The sequence below is a fragment of the Novosphingobium sp. AAP83 genome (assembly GCF_001295795.1).
Taxonomy (GTDB): domain Bacteria; phylum Pseudomonadota; class Alphaproteobacteria; order Sphingomonadales; family Sphingomonadaceae; genus Novosphingobium.
Genome location: NZ_LJHY01000003.1, coordinates 94,170 through 115,418 on the forward strand (window position 1 = coordinate 94,170; position 21,249 = coordinate 115,418).

General features: G+C 60.0%; 19 protein-coding genes. 4 read left to right on the top strand and 15 right to left on the bottom strand.

What is annotated here, in order from left to right:
• The 5 genes from IP81_RS02180 to rpmF all read right to left on the bottom strand — a co-directional run bounded on the left by IP81_RS02180 (position 1) and on the right by rpmF (position 3,071).
• A complete protein-coding gene (locus IP81_RS02180) occupies positions 1 to 381 on the bottom strand; it encodes a MerR family transcriptional regulator (RefSeq protein WP_054106336.1) in 381 nt (126 codons plus the stop codon).
• Between the two features lie 7 nt (positions 382 to 388).
• Positions 389 to 685: an integration host factor subunit alpha gene (locus IP81_RS02185; RefSeq protein WP_197274489.1), complete on the bottom strand. Its 297-nt coding sequence runs from the start codon at positions 683 to 685 to the stop codon at positions 389 to 391.
• 122 nt (positions 686 to 807) lie between these two features.
• Positions 808 to 1,785 (bottom strand): beta-ketoacyl-ACP synthase III, encoded by a 978-nt coding sequence (locus tag IP81_RS02190; protein WP_054106337.1) that lies wholly within the window; start codon positions 1,783 to 1,785, stop codon positions 808 to 810.
• Positions 1,782 to 2,864 carry a phosphate acyltransferase PlsX gene (gene plsX / locus IP81_RS02195; RefSeq protein WP_054106338.1) on the bottom strand — a complete coding sequence of 361 codons (1,083 nt, stop codon included), beginning with the start codon at positions 2,862 to 2,864 and terminating at the stop codon, positions 1,782 to 1,784. Before plsX ends, IP81_RS02190 begins: the two co-directional genes overlap by 4 nt.
• A 27-nt stretch (positions 2,865 to 2,891) precedes the next feature.
• Positions 2,892 to 3,071, bottom strand: a complete 180-nt coding sequence (gene rpmF, locus IP81_RS02200) for a 50S ribosomal protein L32 (protein WP_054106339.1) — start codon at positions 3,069 to 3,071, stop codon at positions 2,892 to 2,894.
• 260 nt (positions 3,072 to 3,331) lie between these two features.
• On the opposite strand from rpmF, the gene IP81_RS02205 reads away from it, so the two are divergent.
• Entirely contained in the window at positions 3,332 to 3,724 is a 393-nt protein-coding gene (locus IP81_RS02205) for an MAPEG family protein (protein WP_054106340.1), read from the top strand.
• 18 nt (positions 3,725 to 3,742) lie between these two features.
• The gene (locus IP81_RS02210; protein WP_054106341.1) at positions 3,743 to 4,102 is read left to right on the top strand and encodes a helix-turn-helix domain-containing protein; all 360 of its coding nucleotides are present in this window, start codon (positions 3,743 to 3,745) and stop codon (positions 4,100 to 4,102) included.
• A 20-nt stretch (positions 4,103 to 4,122) separates the two neighbouring features.
• Here IP81_RS02210 and IP81_RS02215 read toward each other — a convergent pair whose 3' ends face one another.
• Together IP81_RS02215 and IP81_RS02220 are read right to left on the bottom strand one after the other, a co-directional pair.
• Positions 4,123 to 4,791, bottom strand: a complete 669-nt coding sequence (locus IP81_RS02215) for an MBL fold metallo-hydrolase (RefSeq protein ID WP_054106342.1) — start codon at positions 4,789 to 4,791, stop codon at positions 4,123 to 4,125.
• A gap of 46 nt (positions 4,792 to 4,837) precedes the next feature.
• Positions 4,838 to 5,548, bottom strand: coding sequence for a S24 family peptidase (locus tag IP81_RS02220; RefSeq protein WP_054106343.1), 711 nt, complete (start codon positions 5,546 to 5,548; stop codon positions 4,838 to 4,840).
• 120 nt (positions 5,549 to 5,668) lie between these two features.
• Here IP81_RS02220 and IP81_RS02225 point away from each other — a divergent pair, with 120 nt between their 5' ends.
• Both IP81_RS02225 and IP81_RS02230 read left to right on the top strand, forming a co-directional pair.
• On the top strand, positions 5,669 to 5,857 hold the full coding sequence (locus IP81_RS02225; protein WP_054106344.1) for a hypothetical protein: 189 nt from the start codon (positions 5,669 to 5,671) through the stop codon (positions 5,855 to 5,857).
• Positions 5,847 to 6,224 (top strand): hypothetical protein, encoded by a 378-nt coding sequence (locus IP81_RS02230; protein WP_082355901.1) that lies wholly within the window; start codon positions 5,847 to 5,849, stop codon positions 6,222 to 6,224. Before IP81_RS02225 ends, IP81_RS02230 begins: the two co-directional genes overlap by 11 nt.
• Before the next feature lie 54 nt (positions 6,225 to 6,278).
• On the opposite strand, the gene IP81_RS02235 is transcribed toward IP81_RS02230, so the two are convergent.
• The 8 genes from IP81_RS02235 to IP81_RS02270 form a co-directional block, all read right to left on the bottom strand.
• Positions 6,279 to 10,859, bottom strand: a complete 4,581-nt coding sequence (locus IP81_RS02235; RefSeq protein ID WP_231626205.1) for an LVIVD repeat-containing protein — start codon at positions 10,857 to 10,859, stop codon at positions 6,279 to 6,281.
• A gap of 11 nt (positions 10,860 to 10,870) precedes the next feature.
• The gene (locus tag IP81_RS02240; RefSeq protein ID WP_157573055.1) at positions 10,871 to 12,910 is read right to left on the bottom strand and encodes a hypothetical protein; all 2,040 of its coding nucleotides are present in this window, start codon (positions 12,908 to 12,910) and stop codon (positions 10,871 to 10,873) included.
• The gene (locus IP81_RS02245; protein WP_054106346.1) at positions 12,910 to 14,898 is read right to left on the bottom strand and encodes a heme-binding protein; all 1,989 of its coding nucleotides are present in this window, start codon (positions 14,896 to 14,898) and stop codon (positions 12,910 to 12,912) included. Before IP81_RS02245 ends, IP81_RS02240 begins: the two co-directional genes overlap by 1 nt.
• Positions 14,898 to 16,316 (bottom strand): multiheme c-type cytochrome, encoded by a 1,419-nt coding sequence (locus tag IP81_RS02250; protein WP_054106477.1) that lies wholly within the window; start codon positions 16,314 to 16,316, stop codon positions 14,898 to 14,900. The genes IP81_RS02245 and IP81_RS02250 overlap by 1 nt, the downstream gene beginning before the upstream one ends.
• Before the next feature lie 177 nt (positions 16,317 to 16,493).
• Positions 16,494 to 17,927 carry an aldehyde dehydrogenase family protein gene (locus tag IP81_RS02255; protein WP_157573043.1) on the bottom strand — a complete coding sequence of 478 codons (1,434 nt, stop codon included), beginning with the start codon at positions 17,925 to 17,927 and terminating at the stop codon, positions 16,494 to 16,496.
• Positions 17,928 to 18,060: 133 nt separating this feature from the next.
• Positions 18,061 to 19,722 carry an acetolactate synthase large subunit gene (locus tag IP81_RS02260; RefSeq protein ID WP_054106348.1) on the bottom strand — a complete coding sequence of 554 codons (1,662 nt, stop codon included), beginning with the start codon at positions 19,720 to 19,722 and terminating at the stop codon, positions 18,061 to 18,063.
• A gap of 183 nt (positions 19,723 to 19,905) precedes the next feature.
• Complete coding sequence (locus tag IP81_RS02265) at positions 19,906 to 20,847, bottom strand: D-2-hydroxyacid dehydrogenase (RefSeq protein ID WP_231626206.1); 942 nt, start codon at positions 20,845 to 20,847, stop codon at positions 19,906 to 19,908.
• The gene (locus IP81_RS02270) at positions 20,844 to 21,242 is read right to left on the bottom strand and encodes a type II toxin-antitoxin system HicB family antitoxin (RefSeq protein WP_054106349.1); all 399 of its coding nucleotides are present in this window, start codon (positions 21,240 to 21,242) and stop codon (positions 20,844 to 20,846) included. The genes IP81_RS02265 and IP81_RS02270 overlap by 4 nt, the downstream gene beginning before the upstream one ends.
• Positions 21,243 to 21,249 lie beyond the last annotated feature (7 nt).

Consider the following 21,249-nt stretch of genomic DNA (forward strand, 5'->3'; position numbering starts at 1 on the left):
TTAATCGTCTAACGCGGCTGCCAACCGGTTGCGCAGCGCGAGCAGCGCCGGGGCAAGTGCGGTATCGGTGAGGAAAGCGGGTGGTATGGGTGCGGGCGTTAATGCTGCATTCTTGACCGCGCGCAAAGCCTGCTTGGCCCCTTTGATCGTATAGCCTTCGCGGTGCAGCAGCCGGTCAATCTCTATGATCAGCGCGATGTCTTCGGGTCGGTAATAACGGCGGCCGCCTGCGCGGACGAGCGGACTCAAGGTTGGAAAATGCTCTTCCCAATAGCGCAGGACGTGCTGGCGAATGCCCAAGGCATTCGCCACCTCGCCAATTGTCCGGAGGGCAGCGGGATCTTTGCCGTCAACCGGACCGGGAATTTTCGCTGCATTCATGCCGGTGTCAGGCTTCTCCGATACGATCCTTCAGCATCTGACTGGCGCGGAAGCTCAACACACGGCGCGGGGTGATGGGCACCTCGATACCGGTCTTGGGATTGCGCCCCACCCGTTCCGCCTTGTCGCGCAACAGGAAAGTGCCGAAGCCCGAAATCTTGACGTTCTGGCCATCTGCCAAAGCGCCGCACATGTGCGTGAGAATAGATTCCACCATCTCAAGCGAATCCGCCCGTGAGAGCCCCACGCGTCGGTTGATACTTTCGGCGAGATCAGCCCGCGTCAGAGTGCCAATGGAACGCATCCCCCTCGTCCTCCTAATCATGTATACTAGACAAGTTCTCAGAATAACGCGGTTTGCGAAGAACGCAATGCAATGGCTTGGAGTTAGACGAAAACCGATCTTTATGGGGATTCAACCAGCGATTACACCCGCGCCAGACACGCGCCCCATGTAAATCCGCCGCCCATGGCTTCGAACATCACAAGATTACCGGGCCTGATACGACCATCGCGGACAGCACTATCATAAGCCAACGGCACCGATGCGGCGCTGGTGTTGGCGTGGTGATCCACCGTGACGATCACTTTTTCGGACGGCAGGCCCAGCTTGCGTGCGGTGGCATCAAGGATGCGCAAGTTCGCCTGATGCGGTACGACCCAGTCGATATCGCCAGATTCATGCCCCGACGCTTCGAGCACTTCCTTGAGAACATTGGAAAGATTGGTGACGGCGTGGCGGAACACTTCGCGTCCGCGCATCCGCAACTTGCCAACAGTGCCCGTGGTGGATGGCCCGCCATCGACATAAAGCAGTTCATTATGCGCACCATCGGCATGAAGCCGCATGGCGATAACGCCAGGAGCCGCCGGATCTGCTTCGTCGACATCTTGTGCCTCAAGCACGATCGCGCCCGCACCATCGCCGAACAGGACGCAAGTTGTGCGGTCTTCCCAATCGAGAATGCGGCTGAAGGTTTCAGCGCCAATCACCAGCGCGCATTTGGCCATGCCGGTACGCAACATCGAATCGGCGGTGCCCATTGCGTAAAGGAAGCCCGAGCAAACCGCGGCAACATCAAACGCGATCCCGCCATTGCAGCCAAGGTTGTGCTGCACGATTGTGGCTGTGGCAGGAAAGGTCTGATCAGGCGTGGCTGTTGCCAGTATGATCAAATCAATCCGCGATGCATCGATTCCGGCAGAGGCCAGCGCCTTGCGCGCAGCCTCTGTGGCAAGGCTCGACGTCGTCTCACCCTCGCCAGCGATATAGCGGTTACGGATGCCGGTGCGTTCGACGATCCATTCATCGGTCGTATCGACCATGGTCGCCATTTCCGCGTTCGATACTGCGCGCTTTGGCAACGCGGAACCGCACCCCTTGATAACAGCGCGCAAGCTCATGCTGCATTCTCACCATTAATCGTCGCAGCGCGGGCACGGCCCGTGGTCCGGATAGCCTCGGTACCCATACGAGCAAGGTCAGCCTGAATCCGCTCCGTCAGATTTTCTTCCAGCAGCCGCGCTGTGACTGCCACGGCATTGGCAACACCAACTGCCGACGCGCTACCGTGGCTTTTCACAACAATACCGTTAAGCCCGAGGAACACTGCCCCGTTGTGATTGTTGGGATCGAGGTGGTGCTTGAGCAGTTCGGTGGCAGGGCGCGAAATCAGGAAGCCGACCTTCGAGCGCAAGGACGACGAGAAACTGCGGCGCAGCAAATCGGCCACAAATCGCGCGGCCCCCTCCATCGATTTCAACGCGATATTGCCGGAAAAACCATCTGTTACAACGACATCAACGTCACCGCGCGAGAGTTTGTCAGCCTCGGTGAAACCGTCAAACGACATTGCCAGATCATCGGCCAAAGCCTTGAGCTGGGTTGCCGCATCGCGCAGCGTATCTGTGCCTTTCGATTCTTCCGAACCGATGTTCAACAGGCGCACGCGCGGTGATGGCAGGTTGTTGACGATCCGCGCGTAAGCGGCACCCATGATTGCGAACTGCACCAGATTACGGGCATCGCAATCAGTATTCGCGCCCAGATCAAGCATAACCAGATCGGTATCGCCAAGCGTGGGGAGCAGGCCAGACAGCGCAGGCCGATCAATCCCCGGCATAGTGCGCAGGGCAAGCTTGGCCATCGCCATAAGTGCGCCGGTATTGCCCGCGCTGACTGCGGCACCTGCATCACCTTGCTTCACCGCATTAATGGTCAAGCCCATCGACGTGGTCTTGGCGCGGCGCAGCGCCTGTGTCGGTTTGTCGTCACCGCTCACGGTGTCGGGGGCGTGGAGAATCTCCGACGCCCCGCGCAAGTTGGGATGGTGTTCGAGCGCTTGTTTGATGCGCTCTTCATCTCCGACGAGGAGGAACTTGAAGCGTTCGTGTTGGCGGCGGGCAATTGCCGCACCCTCAATCATAACGCGCACGCCTTCATCCCCGCCCATCGCATCGACGGCGATACGCGGCAGGCTCATGTTCCCGAATCCCCCCCGTTGATGGGCTTAGAGCCCGACGGCGATGACTTCGCGACCGTTGTAGTGACCGCAAGCATTGCACAGGTTGTGCGGACGCTTGAGTTCACCGCAGTTCGAGCATTCATGGAATGCATCGACGCTGAGCGCATCATGGCTGCGGCGCATGCCCCGGCGTGAAGGTGAAGTTTTTCTTTTGGGGACGGCCATCGCGGCACCTATTCCTGAAATTGTGTACGTTTGTTGCGGGCGCGATAGGGAATACCGGACCATCGCACAAGCCCAATCCCAACAGCAAAAGTTGGAAGATGGACCCGCACGCAGCGCCAAGCGCAGCAGGAACGGGATTCGCCAAACACGGGCGAAGGCGGGCCTATACGGAATTTTTGATGCTTTGCAAGCTTGCGCACGCTAGGGCAGCGTAACAACCAAAGCAGATAATGGCTTAAACCGGGGGAGTTTCCACAATAATGACGATTTTGCCCATTACATTGTGTGCGGCCGCAGCAGCAGCGGCCATCAACACTTGGCTTTCCATCCGCATCGGGATGCTCCGTGGCGCCAAAAAGATCAGTATTGGCGATGGTGACGACATGGACCTGATTGCACGCATGCGCGCGCAGGCCAACTTCATTGAAAATACGCCGATTGTTCTGGTGCTGATCGCCGCAATCGAACTGGCCCGCACCGGCAATCCGTTCCTGATGGGCGTGACGGCGGTCTATATGCTGGGACGCGTTGCGCACGGCATTGGCATGGACGGCGGCCCCTTGGGCTTCCTGCGCGGCCCCGGCACGCTGATCACCATGCTGACACAGCTTGGCCTTGGCATCTGGGCCGTATCCATCGCGCTTGATATGTAATGGTTCCGGCGAGGCTCCATGGCGAAACTTGATCCCGATGTGCCCGCGCCCAATCGCGTCCGCGAATGGCGCAAACGCACCATCAATCCGGTCACCGGCAAAACCTTTACGCTCAAAGATGCAGCGCCCATCATCGGAATTGCATGGTCACACCTTGCCCGGATCGAAGTGGGCGAACGCGATTTGAACATCTATTGGATGAAACGCATTGCGCAGGCATTCCATTGCGCCCCGGCTGATCTCCTGCCCTTGTCTATGGGCGGGCTTACCACGCCCCAGCGCGATATGGTCAATCTCATGGCCGACCTGCCCGAACCGAATCGCCGCATGATCGAAGCCAGCATTGAAAGCCAGCGCGCTTTCCTGCCCCCGCCCTAAAGCTGAGCCTCGCCGCTGCTTTATCCCAATACGTAATCGCTGACGAAACCGTTGGTCTGGCGTTCGCGCCCAAACGTGCTGTTGGGGCCGTGGCCGGGAACAAACGTAACATCGTTGCCCAGCGGCCACAGTTTCTGCGTAATCGAATCGATCAGATCCTGATGATTGCCGAGCGGGAAATCGGTCCGCCCGATAGACCCCTGAAACAGGACATCGCCGACAATCGCAAAACGCGACGGCGCATGGTAAAAAATTACGTGGCCCGGCGTGTGACCGGGGCAATGGATTACATCTAGTACGAGATCGCCAATGGTGACGGTTTCACCATCGTTGAGCCAGCGGTTAGGCTCGAAGACTTCGCCCTGAATGCCCCAGCGCTGACCATCTTCTTTAAGCTGCGCAATCCAGAAGCGATCCGCTTCCTGCGGGCCTTCGATAGGAACGCCAAGCTCTTTGGCCAGGATGCCGGTCATCCCGCAGTGATCGATGTGGCCATGTGTCACCAGAAGCTTTTCGATGGTGACACCCGAACGCTCAACCGCCAGCTTCAGCTTATCAAGATCGCCGCCAGCATCAATGAAAGCGCCCTTCATGGTTTTGGTGCACCACACCAGCGTGCAGTTCTGCTGGAGCGGGGTAACGGGGATAATGGCCACCTTCATCGGCGGTTCGGAAGCTGTCTGTGTCATGGTGCCGAAATGGCGTCTGTTGGCGCGCTTGGCAAGACAGGAGCGATTAAAGCCGCCCTCCTTTCCAGACAACACGGCCAACCAATTCCACATCGCGCGCAGACCGTTCCATGCGCGGATAAGCCGCATTATCCGAAATGACGCGCAAGGTGCCGCCAGCGCCGGTTTCGAGCCGCTTGACCAGCAGAACATCATCCAGCCGGATCACATGAATGCCCGCGCGCAACGGACGCGGTGTGCGATCCACAAGGATTTCGTCGCCATCGCGCAGTGTCGGCTCCATCGAATCGCCTTCTACCTCGATCACCGAGAGCATGGCCGGTTCGAGCCCTTGCGCCTTAAGCCAGCGATTGGAAAAGCGCAGGCGACCGGAGGGAATTTCCTCTGGAGTGAGCGCCCCCGGACCGGCGGATGCGCCCAGCGGCAAGCGCGGAATGTCTGCCCATTCCGCCGTGGCCGCACGTTGCCCCACCGGAGCGGTTACAGCGCCGCCCTTCCCTATCGAAACAACTGATTCGCGATTGCTTGCGCCCAGTTCGGTTTCGGCAACCCCGAAGAACTGCGCCAGCGTGCGCCGGTCATTTTCTTCAAGCTTGCGCGGGCTCCCTTTTCGCACAAATTGCTGAAGATACGTGGTGTTACGCCCGATCAGCGCAGAGAGCGCGGCAAGGCTGACGCCGCGCGCCGACGCCAGCGCCACCAAGCGGCTGCGCGCGCCTGCTTCACTATCTGCATCCACCGGGCCTTGGGTATCCATCGGGCGTCCCTCCAATCTCGAAGGACTTTTCCTAGCAATGTAGGATTTTGCCGTCAACATAGGATTTATCCTATTTCGAGTCGTCTTTCATGCAACACAATACGGAGGGTCAAACAGCCGATGCTCATCCGCAAAGTCGAAAAATTCATCCAGGCCACGGGCATGCCCGTTACCAAATTTGGCCGCCTTGCCGCGCATGATCCACGGCTAGTTGGCGATTTGCGCAATGGCCGCGAACCGCGTTCCGCGATGGTAAAACGCGTGGAACATTTCATGAACACTTTTGGAGAGAATGTCCATGCTGCTTGATCTGAACGCCTTCGAAACCAAGTCTGAAACAACGACCACGCCGCCACCGCGCCGCCTTTCAACAGGGGAACGGCTGCTGCGCGAATTGCGCGAACTGGCGGGGCCTTTGGCAGAAGTCGTCAGCCACGATGAAGCGCCTTGGGCGAGCATCACCTTCACCGGAGCACGCCATACGATCGTGCTGCGCTTTGCCGGAGGCGATGCGGTGAGTGATGGAGAGCGTTTTATCGCAACCCTGCCCGACCATGAGTTTCGCTTGCGCAGCCAGTTGGTCGCAGATGCCAGCGTCACGCGGGTGGATCACGAGGTTTTGCCTGCGCCCCTTATGGAAGTGGAATGCGAATTGCTGCTGCTCGATCACAATTGATCGCCGGGGATTGCCGGGCGCCTGCGTGGACGCCCGGTCTCCTCTCCAACCGGCTTAGCGATCCATTCGCGACAGCAGGGGCGCAGATTTCGCGCCGACCCACAAGCTCATGTCGACCGCGTTCGAAACGCGGAAGACCTCGCCCTTGGCGTTGAGGAATAGCTCTTCCATTTCCTTGCGATTGAACGGGCGCGAACCGAGGCGACCAAACACGGCCATCTGCCCGCCGGTTTCATCCACTCCGCGATCCCGATCCAAGCCCTTTGACAGCGCGATTGCTGGCGTTGGCGTGCGCGCCCATGCGATCAGTTCGGGCTTGGGTTCCGGCGAGAAGCCATAGAAGTTGGGCTGGCTGGACGGCGAGGTGAGTTGGAGGACTTTCATCCCGTTGCGGCCATCGGCGACATAGGCGAACAGCGAGGCGTTGGTGGATGCAACGATCACATCCTCGGCATCGTTCAACTGACCGCCCGCAGTGTAGCTGGCGTAAATCGATGGCCGCGTGGGTGCGGTGATATCAACGATGACAAGCCCCTGCGATTTGGCCGCGACATAGGCATATGTGCGCGAAAGATAGACGCGGCGGGCATCGGCCAGTGGCACAACCACGCCTGCCACAGGCGTTGGCTGGGCCAGATTGGTGATATCGATCAATTCCAGCCCGTTGGCCGTGGTCGCCCACAGATAGCGGAACTGGACAGCCGTAGCGCGCGGATCACGCAGCGGGACGACCGAGGTGACGCGCGGATCGAGGCAGGTTTCGCCACCCTTGGCTGCGCTTACTTCGCAAGGCTTTTCCGGGCTCCAGGGCTTGGTCAGGTGGACCGTGACCAGCGCCTTGTCGGTGACGACATAGGCATAGTCGCCGGCCAGCGTGATGTGCCGCGCGCCTGTCAGGACACCGTCGGGATTGAACGTGACGGCGCGGGTGAAGAAGTTGTTGCGAAATTCGCCATCGGCCAGCGTATCGACGTTGACCGCGATCAGACCTTCGACCGCATCGGTGACGAAGGCATAGCTGTAAACCGGCGAGAACGGCTGTTCCTGATTGATACCGCGCAGTTCGGGCGAATTGCGCGTGGGTGCAATCGCCTGATTGGTGGGCAGCGCCATGCAGGTGGCATTGGTGGTTTTCACGTGCGTATCGTGGCCAAGCGGGGAAAACGGTGCTGTAACGATGCGTTCGGAGAAGCCCTTGTCGCCAATCGCGGCGATATCATAGGCGCGGAAGCCACCCTTGCCTTCGGCCACGAACATGTATTCGCCGCGCATCTGCAAGCAGCGCACCGCGTCCTTCGTGCCTTCGACGACGTTGGCGAATTGCTCTTGGCCCGTGGTTTCGCCCGATAGCTTGCTGTCAAACGGCTTGCCGCGCGTCCAGTTTTTAAGCTCGCGGCCGTTCTTTTCTACGTGCTGTTTCCAGTAATCGGGATAGGCATAGCGGTGCAGATAGGAACCGATCACCGCCTGGGGTTCATCCCATTCGGTAACGCGCACAGCCTCAAACCCGCCGCCAAGCCCGAACCACGCATTCATGCCGACAAAGTTGACGTAATTTGTGCCGAGCAGCAGCAATTGCGCCATCGTGGCGTTGTTGTCCTCGTCCTGACTGACGTGGCAATCGGTGCACTGCTTGGTCTCGTTCTTGCGCACGGTGTGCGGGAAGTGCGGCGCGAAGGCTTGTGATGAATAGCCAATCGAGGAGATCGGCGGCTGCTGCACATAGATGCGTTCGCGGTTGATATTGGTCGATGACAGGATCAGCGCCGAAGTGGAGCGGATCGGCGCAGTGATCGCCTTGCCCGAAACGGGGTTTCCGGCTGCATCGAACTGCACCGGATCGCTGCCCGAGGATTTGTTGCGCTGGTGCTTGCCGAGCTGGAACATGTCATCGCGCGCGACCTGCGGGTTATAGGTCGCATAGTTGCGGGTGTAGTCTTCCTCGTACTTGTGCGTGGCCGATTTCCAGTTCGCCTCGATCGGCAAGTGGCAGCCCGCGCATGACGTTGTCCATGACAAGTGGCAGGTGAAGCAGGCCAAATCGTCATCGCGGTGGGCGCGGGCCTCTTTGGCAATGCCGGTGCCGAATTTGTAGACGCCATCATCAGATGCGGACTTTGCCATCAGCTTGGCGCGGGCGGCCTTGGGATTGAACACCGGCTTGCCGACCGAATCCATCTGGCCCTGATAGCGCGCATCGACCGAGTCTTTCACAAGGCTGACTTGCCACGACAGGTTGGGGTCGATGATCGAGCGCTGGGTCAGAACGCGGCGGCCATCGGCAGCGTTGGTCCATTCAAAGCGGCGCTGGCCATCAGCATTGCGCAGCAGCGCAAGGTTGTTGCCGTTTTCCGGCGCGGCCATGTTCGAGGTGAGCAGCGTGGGATAGGCATCGGGCGTGCCGTGGCAATCCTTGCACCCGATCTCGACCGCGTTGGCGACTTCGCCGTAGATCAGCCCGTTACCGTGGCTGTCTTGCGCAAAGTGGCAATCGGCACACTGCATGCCGATCTGGGCGTGGATGTCCATCATGTGGACCGCCTTGCCGGGGTTGTCCGGCCCGGCATCGACGAACTTGCCCTCGCCCGCCTTGCGGAACTTTTCGGGGTCTGCCGGATCGATGATGTGCGCCTTGTCTGTCCCGTACGTCGCCATGTCACCATCGTCATCAAGCAGATTGCCGCGACGGTCGCGCTTCAGGATCGCGCGGAAATTCCAGCCGTGGCCGTGATAATCGGCAAACTGCGTGTCCTTGGTCTGGCTGTTGAGATCATAGACATTGCGCAGGAATTCGACATCGCGCCACAGCCCGCGCGTCGATGCGCCTTCGGGGTTGCGGTCAAGCACTTCGCGCTGTTCGTCAATGGTCGGCTGGAACTGCTTCTTGAAGTACTTGGAATAGTCGTCGTCCGACATACCGGCAGGGCGCGGAGCCCGGTTTTCCGGCCCCGGCCACATCGAATCGGCATCGGATTCATAATCCCACATCGTGTAGCCGAGGTAGGAATTGAGGAAGATGTTGGGCTGGTGCATGTGGCAGTTCATGCACTGCGCCGTAGGAATGGCACGGGTAAAGGCGTGGACAAGCGGATGGCCGCGTTCACGATCCTGCATGGTAACGGGGCCGGTTGAGGCGTGATCATCGCCGTGATCATCGGCCTTTTTAGCGTGGCCCTTACTATCCAATCCCGCCAGCGCATGCGCCGAGGCCTGGTCCATCTTGTCATGGTCCATCGTGCCGTGCGGGGCTACGCCCTTGGCCGGAGCATAGACGAGCTGCTCGGCTGACGAGATCGCGCGGGCGCAATCGCCTTCCATATCCGCCGATTGTTCGGGGACAGATTTGTCGCCGCCCAGATACGCGCCCTTCCCGCCGAGCACGGTGCCGCGCACCTTGTCGTGATGTTTTTCCTTGGCGGCATCATACGTGCCGTAAGCGCCTTTGCGGTGCTGGCCTTCGCGCAGGCCGTTGATCGTAGGATCAGCGGTGATGGTCTGCCCGTCGCGTCCGCACTTGCCATAGTTCATGCTGTGGCGCGGTTCGCGGTCGTTGGCATAGATAACATGGCAGGCGGCACAGCCAGACGAGCGGTAATCGCCCGGCTGGTCATTGGTGCCCATCTGGAACAGGAACGGATCATTCAGACGCGTCTTGTGAATGTTCAGCACCGGAATCGCCACGCGCAGGCCGGTGGCAGGGCCACGGTTGGACTGTTTCAGGTCAGGCCGTCCCGGTTCATCCAGGCGCTGGATCAGGCCTGTGGAATTGGGCAAGCCAATTTCGGGGAACTGGGGGTTTATCGTACGCCCGCCATCTTCGAACACACGGAACACATCGCCCGGCGGGATCGTGTTCCAGCGCGGCATCGGGTACATCACCGGCAGCGCACCGCGCGCCTTTTCCTTTGGTGTAACAGTGCCCCACATCGGCTTGCCATCGGGGCCGATTTCCTTCGATCCGGACTTTAGCAGCGCCGGTTCACCCGCGCGGGTAAAGCTTTCGCCGAAAATATAATTTTTAAACGGAACAATGCCGTTGTTATAGGCCGCCCCGCCCCACAGCATCGCGCCCGTGGTCATCAGCGAGCGTTCGGATGCCTCGATAATCGACATGTGGCACGCCCCGCAGGAATCGCGCGCCACGCGATAGTCCGATGGGTTTACAAAACGGATGAATTCAGGGCTTTCCTTGGCGAGCAAGGCATAAGACCGCTGCGGATTGGCCGAGGACGGCCAGCCCCATGCGACCGGGTACTTCGGCAGAACGTGGGCATCTTTCAGCGCACCCATGTATTCCATCGAGTTGGCATTCCACGAACGATCCGCTGCAACTTTGGTGTTGCCGCCGTGGCAATCAACACACGTCAGCACGACCGCAGGGCTGGCGTGCATCGTGCTGTGATCGCTTTTGGTGTGGCAGCTTACGCAGCCTGCGTTCTGCTTATCGACATAAGCCCACTGCTCTTCCAACGTATCGCCGGGCTGGCCGCGCGGGGCGGCAGGGGCGCGGGTATGCATGACCTTCTGCGCGATCTCCTCGCCCGAAGCATAGAGCGCGGTGGGCACCGCCAGCGCGGTGAGCGCGGCGATGGCCCAAGCTAAGGGCAGTTTGCGAATGCGGCGCGGGAGTTTCATGGGCTGGGTCATCAGAAGGCCAGAGTCGCGTTGGCGAGGACGGAGTAGAAGCGGCTTGCCTTGCCCTGCTGGGCAAACAGGTTGTCAAAGCCGCGCCCGGGTTCAAGCACGGCTCCGGACAAACGGAACACGAGGTTTTGCGAGGCTTGAGGCCGCCAGATGGCCGAGACCGAGGCATCGAAGCCGATATCGCGCGGGATCGAGCCTTCGTTACGCAGCACTTGCAGCACTTTGGTGTTTTCAAACCACAAGTGATTGACGTTGGTCGATACGCGCAAGTTTGGCGTCAGATCAAAGTCTGTGCCCAGCCCCAAAAGGATCGTGCCGGGATTGGTGAAGTTGGATTGGCCCTGCTCTTTCGAAGAGCGCAGCGAATTGAGAATGCCGTTGCGGCCATTGATCGAGATCGCGCGGCCACCGCCCGCAAACGGGATCGTCTGGCGGATCCAGTAGCTGGTATCGGCCCCTGCAAACTGCGGGTTTTCGAAGATCGCGTCAAAGCCGCCTTCGGTCTGGTCATAGGGGTCTTTGTCGCCACTCGCCCACAAGCCGGACAAGCGGATGCGCGTCCAATCTATGTCATAGCTAAGCTCGGCTGCAGCCATGAAGGCCTTGATATTGGAAGGCGCGCTGGTGAGGAAGTTGTTCCGGTCCTTGCCCAAGGCGGCATAGACCTGCCCCGTCAGGTTGATCCGCCCGATCCGGCCATCAGCCGCATAGCCCAAATAGACCACATCATATTCACGGCCGCGCAAATCGCCCAGCAAGGCCGGACGCACGGGGAAGCCGTTGGTATCGATGTGAACATCGTTGCGTTCGCGGTTGATGTTATAGGTGACCGACACCTGGCTGGTGAGGCCGACGACGGGGAAATCCTGCCGATAGAGGTTGGCCATCAGCACGAAATCATTGCGGGGTGACTGGCTGATATCGTTGAGGCCGGAATTGGTCTCTTTCTCCAACCGCCAGAACGCGGCGAGATTGAACTGGAAGCGGTTGTTATCACGGTTGCCGAACAGGCGGATGCCAAGCTGGTTATCGTTGAACAAAAACCCGCGAAAATCCGATTGCATCGGCTGGATTCCGGCGCGCACGCTGACAAAATCGTAGCGTTTGGAATCATATTTGCCGATGTGATAATCGACGAAAGCTTCCTGCAAACCAATGAACGCATCGGTGCGGCGCGTGCCCTTGGAAGGTTCGACGAACAACACGCGGCGTTCGGGCGCTTGAACATGATTGATATTGGCTGCCACCGCGATGCGGTATTCGATCACCGGCGGCTTGAACGCGGTCAAACCCTTGAGCAGCGAGACGCTTGCGATGAAGGTTTGCGCCAGCACCAGGCTGTTGCTGCGTCCGAAAGTGTCAATCTGGTTGGGGTTGGACGTCGTCTGGTTGCCGACCGGAATGGGGAAGCTGCGCGGTTCGACGATGGTATCCGAAACCAGCCCGCCCACCAAAAACCAGTCCTCGCCTTTCAGGAAGCCGGGACGTTTGCCCTTCGCCAGCGGACGGTCACCCTTCAGCAGATTGTGGTGGAAGGGATCGAGTTGCGAGTGGCAGACGAATTCGAGCTTGGGAAAAAGCGTGTAAAGTGCGCGGTCTTTCTTGCCGGTGGCCTTATCCGTCTTCGGGCAGAGCGAGCCCATGATACGCCAGCGATCCGGCAGACTGACATCAAGGCCGAGATCGCCCATCGGACCTTCGCCATCGTACTTGTCGTAGAAAGCCTCGGGCGGGGGGGCGCCGACTGCACCGGGGTTGTCCTGCTCCACCCGATCCGGCAATTGCTTGTTGAAACCGGGGCGACGGCGGCCATCGATCAGCGCGGCGTCGGCTTCGGTTTCACCACCGGGCAATGCCGTGGTGTTTACCGGCGTTGATTGCGATTGGGCATCGGCTTGTGGTGAAGACGCCGCTTGCGCGACCATCATGCCGGGATCGGCTGCTTCAACCGCCGCCAGAACGCGATAGGGCACAATTACCGGCGTTTGCGCCGGTAGAGCGATGCCGAGCGCAGGTGCAATCAAGGCGAGGACATGCTGCATCACTTGCCCTCGCAAGCTTGCTGTTCGGAAGTATCAAGGAACGGCGCGAACGGGCAGTTTACATAGCGCAAGCGAACGCCCGAGCCGACTGCCACGACAATCGTATCGGACCGCATATCCTTGGGCGCATTGCCGATCCCACCCGCTTTTGCCCCGCCATTATGGAGCCCGAGGAACGAGATCATATCGTCCTGATCGATGCCATCGCCCGAAACGCCAATCGCGCCGACCAAGCGGTTGCCGCGATAGATCGGCACGGCACCGGGGAAAATCTGGATGCCATTGGCGAGCCGCTTTTTGCCGGTAGGCGTATCAGGCACTGCGCTGCACGTTTGCGGCGTATCGGCAACGCCCGGCGCATTCTGGACGAAGCCTGCATGCTGCGCGATGTTCGCTTTGACCAGCGCGATCTGCAAGCCGGTGGCAAAGGGGCTGAAATCGGTGATCGGACGCGACAGCGGGCCGTTGGGACGGCCCAGTTCTCCATCGGGGAAATAGGGCCGGGCAAGATTGCCCACGGCGCGATCCGCAAAGGCTTTGGTGCCGGTAAGCGCCGTTTGATCCCCGAGGAAGTCACGGAAACGCTGGACAAAAGCGGGGATTTCGGCATCGGTATTGCCGGTAAGCTGCTGCGCTGCCAGCGGGTTGGAGAAGAACGCGACCGTGCGCGCTTTTTGCAGAGAAACGTCGATGCCGAAGATAGGCGCATCGGGGCTGCGGACCTGGCCGAGCACTTCGCCGAAAGTATCGACCACTGTAATCGTCACTTGCGCGCGGCTATCGAGCGGGCGGCGGATTTGCGCGCGGGCGCGCGTCATGATCGTGAAGGCTTCTTCAAGCACCGCGCGGGCTTCGGCAGCGCTGAGCGCTTGGCCCACGGTTGCGCCATCGGTTCCGGGCTTTACCGGATAACGCGGAGCGCCTGATCCGTCGGTCAGGAGATAGGCATCTGCAAGACTGAATTCTGCGGCTGTGACGCGGCGGATGCCGCTGCGTTCGGTGCCATAGACCGCGCCCGCGATGACCGCTGTACCATCATAGTAGCCGCGCACCGGGATGAGTGTGCCGCGCGACGTATTGATCGCGGCAAAGCTGGTTTGCAGCGGGCTGAGCCGGTCAACCCGCGCATCGGCAAAGCGCAGAGCGCTGCCATCGGCGGTGATGCGATCGCCCTTAATGTCATCTGCTGGCGAAAAGCCCTGAATTCCCGCAAGCGCGATGTATTCTTCGGCATCGTCATCGAAATCGGAAATGTTGGGATCATAACCGTAATCGCCATCAGCCATCACGCCGACGCCGCCGACGACCACCCCGTTTTTGTAAAGCGGCAGGCCTCCGGCGTCGGCAGCAAGGCCTAGTGGTGAGCGCTTCGGTCCGATGAAGGCGGCTGAACCGGCATTGCCCGGAACGAAGCGCGAGTTCAGATCGGAACAGGGCAACTGGCTGAACTGCACACCGAACAGCGGTCCGGCTTCAAGGCCCGGCGTGTTGGGCGCTGGCGGGAAATGTTCCTGCACGATCGCGCTGGCGGTGCGGGTGGAGAAGGCATTGCCGCTGGAGGACAAATAGGCGGCGGTAACCGCTTTGGTAATCGCGCCCATCGTGGCTTCGACATCAAGGCCTTGCGCATCGACCCCGCGCGGCGAGATTTCGCCGGTGGCGGTGCGGCGGCTCGTGACCATGCGCGTGGGCGCGCCGTTCATGCGGAACACGGCCAGCACATTGCCAACGCGGTCCACCACGCTGATGATCGCGGGCTTGCCCCTCGCCTGCGCCTCACCCACGGCCTGTGCGATCACTTGCTGCACATCTGCCGCGCTGAGCGATTCTTGCGCGGGATCGGCAAAGAAGCGCGCTGTTGCACTGGGTGTGGGTGTTGGCGCAAAAGTATTGCCCGAACCGGAATCGCCACCGCCACAGCCTGCCAGCGCAAGCGAAAGCGAGGCGACCAGCGCGGTCGATTGGCGCATGATGAGCGCAGTCTGCATCAGCGCAGGCTCCGGATCGAACGCACCGCATTGCCCAGCGCGCGGCGGAAGGCGAGCGGCTGGAAGCCGTTGGGATCACGCACCGCGCCATAGGCCTGATTGATCTGGATGCGCAGCGCGTCCGCCGAAGCGTTGGACACCATGCCCTGATTGACCAAGCCGTTGAGCAGCGTATCGACCGCCATGACCGATTGCACCGCGCCTTCATAGTCGGTGTAGCGCTCACCAATCGCTTCGCTGGCGATGCTCTCCATGATCGCAAATGTCTGTTCGCGAGTGAAGGCGGCAGAGGCGAACCTGCTAGAGAGTTGATCCGCAGATTGCCGCAGCGTTTGGGCCGCTATGACGGTTTCAGCGCGGCTTACGCCCATTGCGCGGTGGAACGCCTTGCTTTTCGCATCGAAATTGGCCGCAGCATCGGGCGCAACCGCGCGTGCGGCGGCCAGCAGCATGATCATGTTTTCATCGTTATAGGGCGGTGTGCCGAGGTGGATCGGGCGGCCCGGGTTTGGCACGGCGGTTACCTTGCCTTCATCGCCATCGTAAATGCGGCGGTGGCACGAGTGGCAATCGTAGAATGTGAATTCGGGGAAGATGCCGTCCACCGCGCGCGCGGGCTGGCTGAACAATTCGAGGCTGCGCTTGACCGCTTCGGCCTGGCCCACAGCCCACATCCGCATGCCGTTGGTTTTGCCGCCCTTGCGCTGGACATAATCGGCGTCTTCATCGTGGTGCTGCTGGAGCGTGGTGAAGAGATCGAGTTCGAACGAGATGCGCGGGTGGCCTGCCGCCATGATGCGGTGCGCGATGAATTGGCCTTTTGCATCGCCCGAGAAATGGCAATCGAGGCAGACTTGCGCCTTCACGTGCGGGCGCGTGAGATCAGTCATGCCCTGCGCGACATTGCGCGCGTGGCTGGCACCTACGGTGTAATGACTGGCGAGCCAGCCACCGGACGCACCGTGGCAGGCCTCGCAATCCACGCCATCAGACACGCGGGCGGAACCGGGCGAAGAATGGCATCCGGCGCATTCGCGCTGCACGCCTGCGCCATCAAGGCCCATGCGACGCACGATGGCCTGCCCACGCGGCTCTTGCACAACCCTCCAGGCGCGGCTGTGTGCGCCCGACGGTGAGGATTCTTCCTGCCAGCGCATGACTTCGTCCTGCCGGACGACTGCGCCATCAGCCGCGCTGCGTCCGTGGCAGGTTGACCCTGCACATGACGCCACGCCCATATGGCCACGCAAAGTCTCGCCAGAGCTTTGCGCCTGAACAGAGGCTGGGGACACAAGAGTCGCTGCGCCGAGCGCGGCCCCGACCATGGCCAGACATACGGCCGCTGCCACCGCGCCTGAGCGAGGCACAGCCAGAAGAGCTGCGATCAGCCGCCGGAAAGACACAAATTTGTCGAGCATTGCCCCAAGTCCCCACTGGTCCACCTGCAACCCGGCTTTTGCCTTGTGCTGCACGCTTGCCAGAAGTGCTGCAATGCGACCCCGATGACTGTGACTAGGCTAGACCGCGCCTGCGGTTCAAGTGGCTATTCATGTTTCCGACAGATTTCTGGAAACATTCGCCGCCACAGCTCTCCTTTATTGGCGGCGGATCACCAGATTGCGGATTTCCGACATGTCCTCCATCGCAAAACGAATGCCTTCGCGGCCCAGCCCTGAATCCTTCACGCCGCCATAGGGCATGTTATCAACGCGGTAGCTCGACACATCGTTGACGACGATCCCGCCAACATCCAGTCGGTCCCACGCCTCCATGACCTTGTGTAGATCGGATGTGAACAGGCCTGCCTGAAGGCCGAACTTGCTGTCGTTCACCTCGTCCAGCGCCGCATCCCAGTCGGTGAACTTTGAAAGGATCACGACAGGGCCAAACGCCTCTTCTGTATAGATATCCATATCGCGCGAGCAGCCTTCCAGCAGCGTTGCGGCCAGCATGTTGCCTTCGCATTCGCCGCCCGCGAGCAGGGTCGCGCCCCCGGCGACGGCTGCGTCGATCCACGATTTCAGCCGCTGCGCTTCCTTGGCCGAGATCATCGGGCCGATGAAAGTATCGCGGTGCTTCGGATCGCCGGATTTAAGCGTTTTGACTTTTGCCGCCAGCATATCGCGGAACTGGTCATAGATATCGGCGTGGATGATCACGCGCTGCACGTGGATGCACGATTGGCCCGACTGGTAATACCCGCCAAAGATAATCCGCGCGAGCGCATGCTCCAGATCGGCGTCCTTATCGACGACAACCGCAGCATTGCCGCCCAGTTCGAGTACGACCTTCTTTTTGCCCGCCTTTGCCTTCAACGCCCAGCCCACATCGGGCGATCCGGTGAAGGACAGCAGCTTCAGGCGCTCGTCAGTGGTGAACAGATCGGCACCTGCACGCGCGGCTGGCAGGATCGAGAACGCGCCTTCGGGCAGGACATCGCATTCGGCCAGCACTTCGCCCATGATGATCGCACCAAGCGGCGTCATCGAGGCAGGCTTCATCACGAAGGGGCAGCCCATCGCGATAGCCGGCGCGATCTTGTGCGCAGCAAGGTTCAGCGGGAAATTGAAAGGCGAGATAAAGCTGCACGGGCCAATCGGCACACGCTTCCACATGCCCATATAGCCCTTGGCACGCGGGCTGATGTCGAGCGGCTGGATTTCGCCGTAATTGCGCGTCGATTCTTCGGCAGCGATGCGGAATGTGTCGATCAGACGGCCCACTTCACCTTCGGAATCGGCGATGGGTTTGCCCGCTTCAATGCACAGCGCATAGGCAAGCTCGTCCTTGCGCTCGGCAAAGCGCTTTACGCAATGGTCAAGCACGTCGCGCTTTTCAAAGCTGGCGAGCCGCGCCATCGGTTCGGTTGCTCGGACAGCCCCTGCGATAGCCTCGTCGATCACATCGGGCGTGGCGAGCGCGGTGCGGAATGCCACCTCGCCGGTGAACTTGTCGGTCACCTCAAGATCGGTATTCGGCTGCACGGCCTTGTTGTTAAGATAGAGCGGGTAGACGTCTTTGAGTTTCATTTTCGACCTCTGCGAGGAGCACATCCGCCCCGATTATGTCGTCATTGCGAGCGTAGCGAAGCAATCCAGAGTGTTGCACACGAAGACTCTGGATTGTTTGTCGCTGCGCTCCTCGCAATGACGAAGGTTATGCCTAAAGCGCTTGTGACAGCTCTTTGATATCCTTGTTCAAGATCTGGTCGTTCTCCGAATAGTCGACCGGGCATTCGATCAGATGGACACCCGGCGTGAAGTTGCAGTGATCGAGCAATTCCTTGAGGTGCACGGCACTTTCCACGCGATAGCCGTTGGCGCCATAGCTTTCGGCATATTTAACGAAATCGGGGTTGCCATACGTCAGCCCGAAATCTTCAAAGCCCATGTTGGCCTGCTTCCAGCGGATCATGCCATAGGAATTGTCATTCAGGATCAGCACGGTAAGGTTCAGACCCAAACGAACTGCGGTTTCCATTTCCTGGCTGTTCATCATGAAACCGCCATCGCCGCAAATCGCCATGACTTTGCGATCCGGATAGACCATCGCGCTCATCATCGCCGACGGCAGCCCTGCGCCCATGGTGGCCAGTGCATTATCGAGCAGCACGGTGTTGGGCTGATAGGCGGTATATCCGCGCGCGAACCAGATCTTGTAAACGCCGTTGTCCAAACAAATAATCGCATCTTCGGGTAAAGCATCGCGGACCTGGCTCACCAAGTGCGGCGGAAAGATCGGGAACCGCGTGTCGGCGGCAAGCGGCGCAGTGTGCGCAACTTCAGCCGCGCGATAGGCCAACATGTGGTCAAAATTCCATGCCGGATTGGGCTCGATCGCTTCCTTCATTTGCCAAATCGCGTTGGCGATATCGCCGATCACTTCGATGCTGGGGAAGTACACCGGATCAACCTCGGCGGTCTTGGTCGAAACATGGATAACCGGAGTTCCGCCTTCCCGCATAAAGAACGGCGGCTTTTCGATCACATCATGGCCGACATTGATGATGAGATCGGCATCTTCCACCGCGCGGTGGACGAAGTCTCCGGCGGACAGCGCCGCGCAGCCAAGGAACTTGGGGTGGCGTTCATCGATCACACCTTTGCCAAGCTGGGTGGTGAGGAAGGGAATTCCCGTCTTCTCAACGAATTCGGCGAGCATCTTACCGGTCATCTTGCGGTTTGCGCCTGCGCCGATCACCAGCACCGGAGCCTTTGCCGATTGCAGCGCCTGCACCGCCTGCGCTACAGACTTGGCATCGGCATTGGGGCGACGCACGAGGCTGCGCTTCAGCGGCCGTGTATCGGTGTGTTCATCGGCAATGTCTTCAGGCAGTTCGATGTGCGTTGCGCCGGGCTTTTCTTCCTCGGCCAAGCGATAGGCTTCGCGCACGCGGCTGGGGATGTTGTCTGACGACTGCATCTGGTGCGTGAATTTGGTGATCGGTGCCATCATCGAGACGACATCGAGAATCTGGAAACGCCCCTGCTTTGATTTCTTGATCGGCTTCTGGCCGGTGATCATCAGCATCGGCATACCGCCCAGCGTGGCATAGGCAGCCGCTGTCACGAAATTGGTGGCACCCGGACCCAATGTGGCGATGCAAACGCCGGTCTTGCCGGTGTGACGGCCATACGTTGCCGCCATGAACCCTGCGCCCTGTTCGTGCCGCGTGAGGATCAGCTTGATCTTGGTTGAGCGCGAGAGCGAATCGAGGAAATCGAGATTCTCTTCGCCCGGAACGCCGAAGATGTATTCGCAGCCCTCTTCCTCAAGGCATTCGATGAACAGGTCTGATGCTTTTTTGCCAATACCTTCGGACATTGCTCGGTCGCTCCATGTGCTAAAGAGACACACACAAAGCGGCGTCCCCTTCCCCCAGTTCGGATGCGACCCCAGAGACATACCGCCGAATGCGGGCCGTTAACGACCCCGCACCTGCCCCTTGGTACAGGGCCTAACAAACCATGCGGGCGGTGTCACCCCGCCTTAGACCCGGCTGTGCCTTCAATAGCCCAAAGAAAGGTCAACTTGCGGCTCCAACCGATCGCCGCGATGGAACCGGCCAAGGTTTTCAAGGAAGCGCGTGACAGAGCGCTGGAACATCTTGGTTTGCGCGCGGCCCGATAGGTGCATGGACACGTGTGCATTGGGCAAGGACCATAGTGGATGATCGGCAGGCAGCGGTTCTGGCGTCGTGACATCAAGGAACGCCTGTCCCGGACGTCCGGCCTGAAGCGCCTTTATCAACGCATCCTGATCGATCACCGATCCGCGCGCGATGTTGATAAGCGTGGCCTCTGGCTTCATGGCAGCCAGCTCTGCCGCGCCGATCATGTGATCGGTTTCCGGTGTTGCGGGAACCGACAATATCACCCAATCGAACGTACCGAGCTGTTCACGCCATTGATCAGGCGTCAGCGTGCCCTCACCGCCAGACCGGCGCACTTTGACAACTTCGACATCGAACCCTGCCAGACGCTTTTCAACAAGCTGGCCAATAGCGCCGTAGCCAAGGATCAGCGCGCGGCTGCCGCTGAGTTCGACTTTGCCCGGCGAATCCATCAGCCACTCATGCCGGTCCTGCGCGCGCACAACCTCGCGATAGCCTTTGGCCACGGTCAGCATGGCCATGACGACATATTCGGCGATGGTGATCGCGTTGATGCCCACCCCGTTGGTCAGCACCACGCCCCGTTCGCGCAGCAGATCAAGTGGGAAGAAATCAACGCCGGCATAGACCGAATTCAGCCATTTGAGCTTCGTCGCCTTGCCGATGGCTTCCGCCATCTTGCCGGGTTGGTACAGATCGAACCAGCCGATCTCTGCATGCGGAGCGAGGTCGAGCAGTTCTTCCGTCGTGTTAAAAAAACGCGGTTCGACCCAATCCGGCAGGTGGCTTTGCACCAAAGGCGCGGCCATGGCGTTCATTACGAGGGTGGTTTTCATAGCCGACGATGCTCTATTTCGTTGCGCGCCGCATCGGCCAAAAAGGCGCTGCGGGTGAGATTGCGTTCGGAGGCGGCGCGATCAATCGCTTCGAGCATTCCGCGATCAAGCGAGATATTGGCGCGAACCTGCCGTCCGGTGCGACGGATGTGCGGCACGGCAACAAGGAAGGCACCCTCGGCCAGATCGGCTTCGGCCACCTTGCGCACGTCCTCCAGACTGCTGGGCGCGATACTTTCATCGGCATCTTCGAACCACAGTTCCAGCGCCTCGCAGGCATTGGGCAGCAATTGTTCAACCTCGTCCGCTGCGGAAAAGCAGCCCGGAATATCAGGGAAGTGAACGCCAAAGGCGCTGCCTTCCTGCTTGTGAACGACCGCGTAGAAGTATGTCATAGCCAAC